Origin of the sequence: Rhizobacter sp. SG703, assembly GCF_012275445.1 — a bacterium.
GTDB lineage: Bacteria > Pseudomonadota > Gammaproteobacteria > Burkholderiales > Burkholderiaceae_C > Rhizobacter.
This window is the reverse complement of record NZ_JAAZQK010000005.1, coordinates 516629-528871: the sequence shown is the minus strand read 5'-3', so window position 1 is coordinate 528871 and position 12243 is coordinate 516629. Positions and strand designations below refer to the sequence as shown.

General features: G+C 71.3%; 9 protein-coding genes. All 9 read left to right on the top strand.

Annotated features, from left to right (window positions below):
- The first annotated feature begins 4 nt into the window (after window positions 1–4).
- Genes FHT26_RS13075 through dsbD form a run of 9 tightly spaced genes read left to right on the top strand, consistent with a single transcriptional unit; the run spans window position 5 to window position 12224 of the window.
- Complete coding sequence (locus tag FHT26_RS13075; protein WP_168560536.1) at window positions 5–2593, top strand: choice-of-anchor D domain-containing protein; 2589 nt, start codon at window positions 5–7, stop codon at window positions 2591–2593.
- Window positions 2593–3084: a TlpA family protein disulfide reductase gene (locus FHT26_RS13070; RefSeq protein WP_168560535.1), complete on the top strand. Its 492-nt coding sequence runs from the start codon at window positions 2593–2595 to the stop codon at window positions 3082–3084. Before FHT26_RS13075 ends, FHT26_RS13070 begins: the two co-directional genes overlap by 1 nt.
- Before the next feature lie 49 nt (window positions 3085–3133).
- On the top strand, window positions 3134–3352 hold the full coding sequence (locus FHT26_RS13065; protein WP_168560534.1) for a DUF4266 domain-containing protein: 219 nt from the start codon (window positions 3134–3136) through the stop codon (window positions 3350–3352).
- Window positions 3339–4508 carry a DUF3570 domain-containing protein gene (locus FHT26_RS13060; protein WP_168560533.1) on the top strand — a complete coding sequence of 390 codons (1170 nt, stop codon included), beginning with the start codon at window positions 3339–3341 and terminating at the stop codon, window positions 4506–4508. The genes FHT26_RS13065 and FHT26_RS13060 overlap by 14 nt, the downstream gene beginning before the upstream one ends.
- Window positions 4509–4535: 27 nt before the next feature.
- Complete coding sequence (locus tag FHT26_RS13055) at window positions 4536–5870, top strand: glycoside hydrolase family 5 protein (RefSeq protein ID WP_168560532.1); 1335 nt, start codon at window positions 4536–4538, stop codon at window positions 5868–5870.
- Between the two features lie 37 nt (window positions 5871–5907).
- A complete protein-coding gene (locus FHT26_RS13050; protein WP_168560531.1) occupies window positions 5908–7653 on the top strand; it encodes a glycoside hydrolase family 6 protein in 1746 nt (581 codons plus the stop codon).
- 46 nt (window positions 7654–7699) lie between these two features.
- On the top strand, window positions 7700–9217 hold the full coding sequence (locus tag FHT26_RS13040; RefSeq protein WP_210427365.1) for a pectate lyase family protein: 1518 nt from the start codon (window positions 7700–7702) through the stop codon (window positions 9215–9217).
- A complete protein-coding gene (locus FHT26_RS13035; protein WP_168560144.1) occupies window positions 9214–10377 on the top strand; it encodes a hydrolase in 1164 nt (387 codons plus the stop codon). The genes FHT26_RS13040 and FHT26_RS13035 overlap by 4 nt, the downstream gene beginning before the upstream one ends.
- Entirely contained in the window at window positions 10374–12224 is a 1851-nt protein-coding gene (dsbD, locus tag FHT26_RS13030) for a protein-disulfide reductase DsbD (protein ID WP_246867851.1), read from the top strand. Before FHT26_RS13035 ends, dsbD begins: the two co-directional genes overlap by 4 nt.
- Window positions 12225–12243: the final 19 nt, after the last annotated feature.

The window sequence follows — 12243 nt, the reverse complement described above, 5'->3', positions numbered from 1 at the left end:
TGCGATGAAGCGCAGCCTCCTTCCCCTTCTCGCAGCCGCGCTGCTGGGCGCGGCCGCGGCCGGCCCGGCGCTCGCGCAGAGCGCCAGCAACGGCCAGATGCTGTTCACGACCACGCTGGTCCCCGGCAAGCAGAGCTGCAACAACAGCGCCTGCCACGGCAGCATCCCGGCGAACCCGCTGAACCGCATCGCCAACGGCACGAGCGCGTCCAACATCAAGGGCATCATCGTCACCAACACGCAGATGAACTTCCTGCAAGGGAAGCTCACCGACGCGCAGTTGAACGACCTGGCGGCCTACATCGGCCAGCAGCTCGGCCGCACGCCGAGCTACCTGCCGACCACGCCGGAACCGGCCCCGTCGATCAGCCCGGGCAGCCTCAGCTTCACCAGCCAGTCGCTCGGCACCACCAGCGCCGCGCAGACCTTCTCGGTCAACAACTCGGTGGGCGCCGGTGCGGCGCTGGTGCTGAAGAGCATCGCGCTGACCACCGGCAGCGACTTCGCCGTGAGCGGCGGCACCTGCGCGGTGGGCACCTCGCTCGCCGCCGGCACCGCCTGCTCGGTCACCGTGACCTTCAAGCCGACGCTCGCCGGCACGCGCTCGGCGACGCTGACGGTGGGCCACAACGGCGCCACCGGCAGCAGCACCGCCACGCTGTCGGGCACCGGGGCCGACAACTCGCCGGCGGTGACGCTGTCGCCGACCACGCTGACCTTCTCGCAGACGGTGGGCGCGGCCAGCGACCCGCTGCGCGTGACGCTGGGCAACAGCGGCACCGCGGCGCTGACGGTCAACACGCTGACGGTGAGCGGCGCGCAGGCGTCGGAGTTCACGATCGCCTCGAGCTCGACCTGCAAGGCGGCCGGCAGCGTCGCCGCGGGCAGCAACTGCTTCGTCGACATCAGCTTCAAGCCGACCGCCACCGGCGCGCGCGCCGCAAGCCTCGCGATCGGCCACAGCGCGAGCAGCAGCGGCTCGACGGTGACGCTGAGCGGCACCGGCACCGCGAACGCCCAGCCGGGGCTGGCGCTGGACGCGATCGTGCTGGACCTGGGCGCGCAAGGCCTTGCGACGACCGGTGCCGCGCGCACCGCGACCGTCACGAACAACGGCCAGGCCGACCTGAAGATCAGCAAGGTCAGCGCGAGCGGCACGAATGCGGCCGACATCGTGCTCGGCGGCACCTGCGCCGCCGCGACGGTGGCACCGGCCGCGACCTGCACGGTGACGGTGGCGCTGAAACCGAGCGCGCTCGGCCCGCGCGCGGCCAGCGTCGACATCGCCAGCAACGCGCCCGGCGGCACGGCCTCGCTGTCGGTCGGCGGGGTCGGCATCGCGATCGCGTCGCCGGAGCTGACGCTGTCGCAACCGGCGATCGGCTTCGGCCAAGTGTCGATGGGCACCACGTCGATCCCGCGCTCGGTCACGCTGGCCAACACCGGCAGCGCGGCACTGCAGATCGCCAGCATCGTCAGCAGCTCGACCGAGTTCAAGGCGACGCACGACTGCGCGGCCAGCCTCGCGCCCGGCGCCGGCTGCAAGCTGACGGTGACCTACTCGCCGGTCGCCGACAACGCGGCCGAGACGGTGACGATCACGTCGAACGCGTTCAGCTCGCCGAACAGCGTGGTGCTGACCGGCCTGGGCACGACGGCGGTGCTGCCGGTGCTGGCCTGGTCGGGCAACACCAACACGCTGCAGTTCGCGTCGACCGAGGTCGGCAAGACGGCGACCGGTGCGCCGCTGACGCTGGTCAACAACGGGCCGGGCCCGGTGACGGTGTCGTCGATCGGCACCTCGGGCGCGCAGGCCGAGAACTTCTCGGTCGGCGGCGGCACCTGCGTCGGCGGCGTGACGCTGGCGGCGAATGCGAGCTGCACGGTGATCGTCAGCTTCGTGCCGGACGTGGCCGGCGTGCGCAGCGCGGTGCTGCTGGTCGCCTCGAGCGGCAGCAACCCGCCGGAGGTCGCGCTGAGCGGCAGCGGCGTGGCGGGCTCGACCGGCGGCGGTGGCGGCACGACGCCCGACCCGGGCGGTGGTGGCGGCACCACGCCGCCCGGCGGCGGGGGTGGCACGACACCGCCGGACAACGGCGGCGGCACCCCGGCCACCGGCACGCTCGCCGTCACGCCGACCGCGCTCGACTACCGTTCGATCGCGATCCGCACCGGCGACCGCAGCGAACCGCTCACGGTGCGCATCGCCAACAGCTCGGCGACGACCGCGACCATCTCGGCCGTCACGACGACCGCCGGCTTCATCGTCTCGTCCGGCTCGGCCGCGGACGCCTGCCCGGGCGTGCCGTGGACGCTGGCGGCCGGCAAGTCGTGCACCGTGACGGTGGTGTTCGCGCCGGGCACCGGCGGTGCGATGCACGGCACGCTGAAGGTGACCTCGGCCGCCGGCCAGACCACCGAGGTGCCGCTGTCGGCGCAGGCCGAAACGCCGTCGACCAACGAAGGCGCCGGCGCGCTCGACGCCCGCTGGCTCGCGCTGCTGCTGCTGGCCACCGCGGCGCTGCAGCTGCGCCGCCGCTCCGTGCCCATGAACTCTGCTTCCCTGATCCCTGTCTCGAAGGAACTGCCCTGATGAACCGCTTGTCCGCCCTCACGCTGGCCCTGTGCGCCAGCCTCTTCGCCGCCCTGCCCGCGGCCGCCATCGATGCCGGCACCGCGGCGCCGGAATTCCAGCTGAACGGCTCGCGCGGCGCGGTGAACCTGGGTGCCCTGAAGGGCAAGGTGGTGTACCTCGACTTCTGGGCCTCGTGGTGCGGCCCGTGCAAGCAGTCGTTCCCGTGGATGAACGAGATGCAGGCGAAGTACGGCGCGAAGGGGCTGCAGATCGTCGGCATCAACCTCGACGCGAAGCGCGCCGACGCCGACAAGTTCCTGGCCGAGGTGCCCGCGACCTTCGTGCTGGCCTTCGATGCGCAGGGCGACACGCCGAAGCGCTACGGCATCAAGGGCATGCCGACTTCGGTGCTGATCGGCGCCGACGGCAAGGTGGTGCAGATGCATGCCGGCTTCCGCGACGAAGAGCGCAAGGCGCTCGAAGACGCGATCGTCGCCGCGCTGAAGTAACCCGCAAGACATGCCGGAACGCCGCCCCCGAACCACACCGCTGCCATCGATGAAACACCGCACATTCCTCGCCCTGCTGTCGCTTGCCGTCACCGGCTGCTCCGCGCTGCAGCCGCCGCAACCGTGGGAGAAGGGCCTGCTCGCGAAACCCGAGATGACCCTCGGCGGCGACGCGCTCGAAGGGCGCTTCGACGTGCACATCCTGAACAGCAAGGAAGCGGCCTCGGGCGGCTCGGGCGTCGGCGGAGGCGGTTGTGGCTGCAACTAAGCTTTCCGGCAACCTCGTCGCCGCGGCGCTGGCGCTGCCCGGCGTCCTGCTCGCGGGCGCTGCTCGCGCCGAAGACCCGCCGGAGCAGGGCCTGATCGCGTTCAAGTACCTGCAGTACAAGGACAGCCAGGCCGTCAACGTCCGCTACCCGTATTACGACGGCAGCGAAGGCAGCCGGCTGAACCGCATCACCGTGAAGGCGCCGTCGCTGTACGTGCTGGCGCCGATCGGCCGCTGGTCGGTCGAAGGCTCGGGCGTGATCGACGACGTGTCGGGCGCGACGCCGCGCTACTACAGCGACGTGTCGGGCGCGTCGCGCTCGCCAGGCATGGAAGACAAGCGCAAGGCCGGCGACCTGAAGGTGACGCGCTACTTCGAGCGCGGCGCGCTTGCGCTCGGCACCGCGCATTCGAGCGAGAACGACTACAAGTCGAGCGCGCTGTCGCTCGAAGGCCGCATCGCGACCGCCGACAACAACACCACCTTCAACCTCGGCATCGCCGGCACGCGCGACCGCATCGACCCGGTCAACGGCGTGGTGGTGGACGAACGCAAGACCACCTCGGAGCTGACGCTGGGCGTGACGCAAGCGCTGTCGCCGCGCGACATCGCGCAGCTGAGCCTGACCTACTCGGTGGGCCGGGGCTATTTCGACGACCCGTACAAGCTGTACGACCACCGGCCGCGCGAGCGCGACGCCAGCATCGGCATGCTGCGCTGGAACCACCATTTCGAGTCGGTGTCGGGCACGCTGCGCGCGAGCTACCGCTACTACAGCGACACCTTCGGTATCCGCGCGAACACGCTGGAGACCGCGTGGGTGCAGCCGGTGTCGGACCTGTTCTCGGTGACGCCGTCGTTCCGCTACTACACGCAGAACGCCGCGTCGTTCTACTACGACCCGGTGCAGGACACCGCGGTGTACCCGGGACCGGTCGGCACGCCGGAGTTCTCGTCGGCGGACCAGCGGCTGTCGGCCTTCGGCGGCATCACGCTCGGGCTGAAGCTGGAGTTGCGCCTGGGCCGCTGGACCACCGACCTGAAGCTCGAACGCTACCAGCAGCGCTCGGACTGGCGCCTCGGCGGCAAGGGCTCGCCCGGGATCGACACCTTCGACGCGACGATCGTGCAGTGGGGTCTCGCGACCCGCTTCTGAGCCCCGTTTGACGACACCTCCACACCCATGAACGACACCCTCTTCCGTTCCCGCCGCATCGCGCTCAGCGCCTTGCTGGTGCTGGCTGCCTGCGGTGGCGGCAACGACGACGCGCCTGCACCGTCGCCGGTGGGTGGGGGGACGCCGGCTCCGGCACCCGCGCCTGCACCGTCGCCCGCGCCCGCGCCTGCGCCGGCTCCTTCTCCTTCGCCGGCACCTGCGCCCGCGCCGACGCCTTCACCGGCCCCGGCTCCCGCACCGGCTCCCACCCCTGCGCCCGCGCCGGCACCTACACCCGCACCTACACCCCCACCTGCACCCGCGCCTGCTCCGGCGCCCACGCCCGCACCGGCACCGGCTCCTTCGCCGGCCCCTGCTCCCGCGCCTGCGCCCGCCCCGGCCCCAGCCCCGGCACCTTCGGCCGCCACGCTGTCCTGGCGCGCCGTCAGCCTGGCCAGCGCCGAGTTCGCGCCCGGCAACCTGCCCGGCACCTACAACACCGACTACGTCTACCCGACCGCCGCGAGCGTCAGCTACTTCAAGGCCAAGGGCATGAACGCGGTGCGGCTGCCCTTCCTGTGGGAGCGGCTGCAGCCGTCGCTGAACCAGGCCTTCGACGCGACCGAGCTGTCGCGCCTGACGAGCTTCGTGCAGCAGGTCACCGCGACCGGCGTCACGGTGCTGATCGATCCGCACAACTACGCGCGCTACCGCGGCAACCTCGTCGGCTCGGCGCAGGTGCCGAACGCCGCGTTCGCCGATTTCTGGTCGCGCCTGGCGACGCAGTTCAAGGGCAACCCGAACGTCGCGTTCGGGCTGATGAACGAACCGCACGACATCACGACCGAGCAGTGGCTGGCCGCCGCCAACGCCGCGCTGGCCGCGATCCGCAACACCGGCGCGACCAATGTCGTCACCGTGCCGGGCAATGCCTGGACCGGCGCGCACAGCTGGCTCGAGAACTGGTACGGCACCGCGAACGGCACCGTGATGAAGGGCATCGTCGACCCGGGCAAGAACATGGTGTTCGAGGTGCACCAGTACCTCGACGGCGATTCGTCCGGCACCAGCCCGAATTGCCCGAGCGCCACCATCGGCGCCGAGCGGCTGCAGGCCTTCACGACCTGGGCGCGCAGCAACGGCTACCGCGCCGTGCTCGGCGAGGTGGGCGCCGCGTCGAACGCCACCTGCGACCAGGCGGTGGCAGGCGCGCTCGACCACCTGAAGTCCAACGCCGACGTCTGGGCCGGCTGGGTCTGGTGGGCCGCCGGCCCGTGGTGGGGCAGCTACATGTATTCGATCGAACCCGCAGGCAGCACCGACAAGCCGCAGATGGCCGTGCTGAAGCCGTACCTGCAGTGACCTCTGCATCCGCATTCAACACATCGAGGGAATCCCCATGAAAAGCCAAAAACGCCAGCGCGGACGCGCCGGTGTGAGCCTGCTGTTCTCGCTCGTTCTCGCCGCCTGCGGTGGCAACGACAGCAATGACCACCCGGCGCCGTCGCCGACCAGCAACGCGCCGGCACCCGCGCCGACGCCGTCACCCTCCCCGGCCCCGTCGCCTTCGCCCGCACCGTCGCCGGCACCGACCCCTTCTCCGGCACCGTCGCCGTCGCCCTCCCCGGCGCCGGCGCCCTCTCCGTCGCCTTCTCCGTCGCCCGCCCCGGCACCGGCACCGACCCCGTCGCCTGCCCCCGCCCCTGCGCCAACGCCTTCTCCGGCACCGGCCCCCGCGCCTTCTCCGGCACCGGCCCCCGCGCCGTCGCCCGCACCCGCTCCTGCGCCTTCGCCCGCACCCGCTCCTGCGCCTTCGCCGGCCCCTGCGCCCGCACCGGCGCCGGCCCCCGCGACCGGCCTGATCACCACCGGCAATCCGTTCGCCGATGCGCTGTTCTACGTCGACCCCGACTACGGCATGCAGGTCGCGCAATCGCTGACCCGCGTGACCGCATCGGCCACCGACACCGCGCTGGTGAAGGCGGCTGCCAAGTTCCCGACCGCCGTGTGGCTGGACCGCATCGCCGCGATCGATGGCGCCAAGAGCACCGGCGGCGCGATGGGCCTGGTCGACCACCTCGATGCGGCCGTCGCGCAGCAGAAGGCGCAGAGCGGCAGCACGCTGAAGCCGATGACGATCCAGCTGGTCGTCTACGACCTGCCCGACCGCGACTGCGCGGCGCTGGCGTCGAACGGCGAGCTGAGCTCGGCCAACGACGGCATGACGAAGTACAAGACGCTGTACATCGACCGCATCGCCGAGATCCTCGCCCGCCCGGCCTACGCCGGCCTGCGCATCGTCGCGGTGATCGAGCCCGACTCGTTCCCGAACATGCTGACCAACGTCGGCATCGGCAAGACGGTGTGCGATTCGGTGAACAGCAAGGGCGTCTACGTGCAGGGCATCCAGTACACGCTGAACAAGCTGTCGACGCTGAAGAACGTGTACATGTACCTCGACATCGCGCACTCGGGCTGGCTCGGCTGGGACAACAACCGCGCGAAGGCGATCGACGGCTTCAAGACCCTGGTGAAGGGCGCGACGCCGAGCGGCAACCTCGGCATCATCCGCGGCTTCGCGAGCAACACCGCGAACTACACGCCGCTGGACGAGCCGTACTTCGACGGCACCGACAACAACGTGAAGTCGGGCGGAACCACCGAGTTCTACGAGTGGAACCGGATGATCGACGAGCTCAGCTACACCGACAAGCTGCGCAGCGAGTTCGTCGCCGCCGGCTTCCCGGACACGCTGTCGTTCATCATCGACACCTCGCGCAACGGCTGGGGCAGCCCGAAGCGGCCCACCGGCCCGGCCGCCGACGTCGACGACATGCGCATCGACCGCCGCGCCGCGCGGGGCAACTGGTGCAACGTGAAGGACACCGGCATCGGCGAGCGCCCGCGCGCCAACCCGGATGCGACGCGCACCCACCTCGACGCGTTCGTGTTCGTGAAGCCGCCCGGCGCTTCCGACGGCACCAGCGACAGCACGGCCACGACGCCGAACGCCGAAGGCAAGCGCTTCGACGCGATGTGCGGCTCGGGCAACGTCGACGCGCTGAGCGGCGCGCCGCATGCCGGCCAGTGGTTCCACGACCAGTTCCTGATGCTGCTGCGCAACGCGTCGCCGGCGATCAAGTGACCTCCCACGCATCACCTTCTTCGACATCCATCCTGGAACAACTCCGATGAATCAATTCCACCGCCCCCGCGCCGCCGCGCTGGCCGTCGCCGCGCTGTTCGCCACCGTCGCATCGCCCGCGTTCGCGAAGGACTGGCCGTCCGGCTACTCGAAGTGCGCCGATGAAGGCGAGACCTGCAAGGTCGGCACGACCAAGCGCTCGGTCTCGTTCGGCATCAAGGACAAGTTCGTCACGAAGACGCTGTCGGGCAACATCGCCTGCACCACCGCGACCTTCGGCTCGGACCCGTACCCCGGCAAGACGAAGAAGTGCGCGGTCGGTTCGGCCGCGGCACCCGCCCCGGCGCCGGCTCCTTCGCCGGCACCGGCACCGGCACCCGCTCCTGCACCGGCCCCGACGCCGGCTCCTGCGCCTGCTCCGGCCCCGGCCCCCGCACCGGCTCCGGCCCCCGCGCCGTCGGCCGATGCCAGCACCGACGTGGCCCCCGGCACCGGCTGGGCCAGCCAGGCCGGCGGCACGCGCGGCGGCTCGGCCGCCACGGCCGCGGCGATCTACAAGGTCGACACCGCGACCGAACTGCTGGCCGCGATCAAGGCGGGCGGCGACAGCGCGAAGATCATCAAGGTGACAGGCCGCATCGACATGGCGGCTGCCGACAACGGCGGCGCCTTCAAGAGCACCTCGGACCAGGCCAACCGCGGCGAGCTGAAGCTCGGCAGCAACACGACGCTGATCGGCGTCGGCGCGACCGCCGGCTTCGTCAACGCGAACATCAAGATCAACGGCGTCGACAACGTGATCGTCCGCAACCTGACCATCGTCGACCCGTGCGACGTGTCGCCGCTGTGGGACCCGAACGACGGCTCCAGCGGCAACTGGAATTCGGAGTTCGACGGCATCACGGTGGACGACTCGACCCACGTCTGGATCGACCACAACCGGTTCACCGACGCCCCCGTCACCGACGACCTGCTGCCGGTCGTCAACGGCAAGCGCAAGCAATGCCATGACGGCTCGCTGGACGTGAAGAACGGTTCGGACTACGTGACGATCTCGAACAACGTCTTCGACCAGCACGACAAGAACAACCTGATCGGCTCGTCGGACAGCAAGACCTCGGACAACGGCCACCTGACGGTGACCTTTCACAACAACCTGTTCACCAACATCACCGAGCGCGCGCCGCGCGTGCGCTTCGGCAAGGTGCACGTCTACAACAACCTGTACCAGGGCAGCACGGCCAATGCGGCCTACCCGTACGGCTACAGCATCGGCGTGGCCTACCTGGCGAAGATCATCTCGGAGAACAACGTGTTCGAGATCCAGGGCGCCAACAGCTGCGCGAGCGTGATGAAGAACCCGGGCTCGTCGAGCAAGACCGGCGCGATCGCCGAAGCCGGCTCGCTGCTGAACGGCGCGGCGCTGAACATGGCGCAGTGCAGCTTCGCGAACGATGTGGGCTGGACGGTGCCGTACAGCCGCAGCGCGCTGCTGCCGGCGGCGTCGGTGAAGGCCTCGGTGCTGGCGCAAGCCGGCGTCGGCAAGCTGACGGTGAAGCCATGAGCCGCGGCGCGGGCCTGGGCCCGTTGTTCATCGCGGTGTCGGCGGTACTGCTGAGCGGTTGCGGCGGCAATTCGCAGGACACGACCTGGAGCGGCGGCAACGACAACGGGTCGGCGCTCGGTCCGGTGACCGGCACGCCGGCACCGGCGCCCGCACCAGCGCCGTCTCCCTCGCCCGCGCCGTCCCCCGCTCCGGCGCCTTCACCGGCGCCTGCACCGTCACCGGCCCCCGCGCCCGCGCCCGCGCCCGCGCCTTCTCCGTCACCGGCGCCGGCGCCTTCCCCGGCGCCCGCTCCGGCACCTGCACCAGCGCCTGCACCAGCGCCGGCCCCCACGCCGGCACCGGCGCCTGCTCCCACGCCGGCACCTGCCCCGGCACCGGCGCCGACACCCGCTCCGGCACCCGCGCCTGCGCCCGCACCGGCCCCTGCCCCCGCGACGCTGGCCTGCACCGACCTGGCGCTGTGCGACGACTTCGAGTCGACCGCCGCCGGCGCGGTGCCGAACCCGGCGCTGTGGAGCGTGGGCGGCCCGAACTGCTTCGACAACAGCGGCAAGGCGACCATCGACAGCGCCGTCTCGCACGGCGGCAAGCAGTCGGTGCGCATCGACCCGGGCAGCAGCTACTGCGGCCATGCGTTCATCATCAACAACAAGGTCGCGACGATGGGCCCGGTGGTCTACGGCCGCTTCTACATCCGGCTCGCGACCGCGCTGGGCGATCCGCACGTGACCTTCATGTCGATGCACGACGCGATCGAATCGGTCGACGGCAGCATGCAGGACCTGCGCATGGGCGGCCAGAGCGGCATCCTGATGTGGAACCGTTCGAAGGACGACGCGACGCTGCCGTCGCTGAGCCCGACCGGCATCTCGCTGAGCGCGAAGCTGCCGGCCGCCACCTGGACCTGCATCGAGTTCGGGCTGAACTCGGCGATGGGCACGCTGCAGACCTGGGTCAACGGCACGTCGGTGGCCGCGCTGCAGCTGGACTCGATGCAGACCGCCGACATCGACCAAGCCTGGCTCGCGAGCCGGCCGTCGTGGAAGCCGCAGGTCACCGACCTGAAGCTGGGCTGGGAAGCCTATGGCGGCAACGGCAACACCGTGTGGCTCGACGACGTCGCGCTGCACACCAGCCGCATCGGGTGCGGATCATGACGATGTGGCGTTGGGCGGTTTCCGCGCTGGCGCTGCTGGCCGCGCCGGCCTTCGCGGCGGACGAGTTCCTCGACCCCGCGCAGGCCTTCCGCAGCAGCGTGCAGCTGCGCGATGCGAAGACGATCGAGGTGCGCCTGGACGTGGCGCCGGGCTACCACCTGTACCGCGACCGGATCACGGTCGGGGCGCCGGTGGTCACGGCGACGGGCGCCGCGACGCTGGCCGAGCCGGTGCTGCCGCACGGCCCGCAGGAGTACGACGAAGGCTTCGGCAAGTACGTCGAGACGCTGCGCGGTGCGGTGACGGTGGCGCTGCCGGTGCGCAGCGCGAGCGGCGACTTCGCGGTCGCGATCAGTTACCAGGGGTGTGCCGACAAGGGACTGTGCTACCCGCCGCAGAACGCCGGCATCAGCGCGCGCGTGAAGGACGGCGCGCTGCAGCAGGTGTCGTGGCTGCCGGAGGGCGTGCCGGAAACGACGGCGACGGCGGCCGTCGTGGCCGCCCCCGCCGCGCCGACCGCGGCCGCTCCGGCGGCGGCCGAGTCGGCCAGCGGCCGCGTCGAATCGGCGCTGCGCTCGGGCAGCCTGCTGACGGTCGCCGGCGTGTTCCTCGTCGCCGGCTTGCTGCTGTCGTTCACGCCCTGCGTGCTGCCGATGGTGCCGATCCTGTCGTCGATCATCGTCGGCACCAGCGGCCCGGTGTCGCGGGCACGCGGCTTCGGGCTGGCGCTCGCGTACTCGCTCGGCATGGCGATGGTCTACACCGCGCTCGGCGTCGCAGCCGGGCTGGCCGGCGAAGGGCTGGCCGCCGCGCTGCAGAACGCGTGGGTGCTCGGAGCCTTCGCGCTGCTGCTGGCGCTGCTGTCGCTGTCGATGTTCGGCGTGTACGAGCTGCAGATGCCGGGTGCGATCCAGGAGAAGCTGAACGCCGGCGCGGGCAAGCTGCGCGGCGGGCAGCACGTGGGCGTGTTCGCGATGGGCGGGCTGTCGGCGCTGATCGTCGGGCCGTGCGTCGCGGCGCCACTGGCCGGCGCGCTGGTCTTCATCAGCCAGTCGCGCGACGTGCTGATCGGCGGGCTCGCGCTGTTCAGCCTGGCGGCCGGCATGAGCGTGCCGCTGCTGCTGGTCGGCGTGTCGGCCGGCTCGCTGCTGCCGCGCACCGGTGCGTGGATGGAAGGCGTGAAGCACCTGTTCGGCGTGCTGCTGCTCGGCGTCGCGCTGTGGATCGTGTCGCCGGTGCTGCCGTCGGCGGTGGTGATGGGCATCGTCGGCGCCGGGCTGCTGGTCGGCGCGGCGTGGCTGTTCGACGGGCGCGGCGCGCCGGCGTCGGGCAAGCACCGCCTGCTGCGCGGCGTGGCGCTGGTGCTCGGGCTGGTCGGCGTGGCGCAGGTGGCCGGCGCGCTGTCGGGTGGCGGCGACCTGCTGCAGCCGCTCGCGAGGTTCAGCGGCGGTGGCGGTGCGCGCGCTGCGGCACAGGCGGTGGCCGAGGGTCCGTCGTTCAAGCGCGTGCGCAGCGTGGCCGAGCTCGATGCACTGCTGGCCACCGCTGGCGGCAAACCGGTGATGCTCGACTTCTATGCCGACTGGTGCGTGGCCTGCAAGGAGATGGAGCACCTGACCTTCAACCAGCCGCCGGTGCAGTCGCGGATGGCCGGCGCGCTGCTGCTGCAGGCCGACGTGACGGCGAACAGCGCCGACGACAAGGCGCTGCTGAAGCGCTTCGGGCTGTTCGGCCCGCCGGGCATCGTGTTCTTCGACGGCAGCGGCCGCGAGAAGGCGGGCACGCGGGTGGTGGGGTTCCAGCCGGCGGCGGAGTTTGGCGAGGCGCTGAGCGCAGCCGGCCTCTGAAAAAGGGGTGTCGATCCTG

Excerpts from the sequence above, each read along its gene's own strand:
- FHT26_RS13065 (WP_168560534.1), top strand. The coding sequence starts at position 3,134 with ATGAAACACCGCACATTCCTCGCCCTGCTGTCGCTTGCCGTCACCGGC.
- FHT26_RS13035 (WP_168560144.1), top strand. The coding sequence starts at position 9,214 with ATGAGCCGCGGCGCGGGCCTGGGCCCGTTGTTCATCGCGGTGTCGGCG.
- dsbD (WP_246867851.1), top strand. The coding sequence starts at position 10,374 with ATGACGATGTGGCGTTGGGCGGTTTCCGCGCTGGCGCTGCTGGCCGCG.
- FHT26_RS13070 (WP_168560535.1), top strand. The coding sequence starts at position 2,593 with ATGAACCGCTTGTCCGCCCTCACGCTGGCCCTGTGCGCCAGCCTCTTC.
- FHT26_RS13050 (WP_168560531.1), top strand. The coding sequence starts at position 5,908 with ATGAAAAGCCAAAAACGCCAGCGCGGACGCGCCGGTGTGAGCCTGCTG.
- FHT26_RS13055 (WP_168560532.1), top strand. The coding sequence starts at position 4,536 with ATGAACGACACCCTCTTCCGTTCCCGCCGCATCGCGCTCAGCGCCTTG.
- FHT26_RS13040 (WP_210427365.1), top strand. The coding sequence starts at position 7,700 with ATGAATCAATTCCACCGCCCCCGCGCCGCCGCGCTGGCCGTCGCCGCG.
- FHT26_RS13075 (WP_168560536.1), top strand. The coding sequence starts at position 5 with ATGAAGCGCAGCCTCCTTCCCCTTCTCGCAGCCGCGCTGCTGGGCGCG.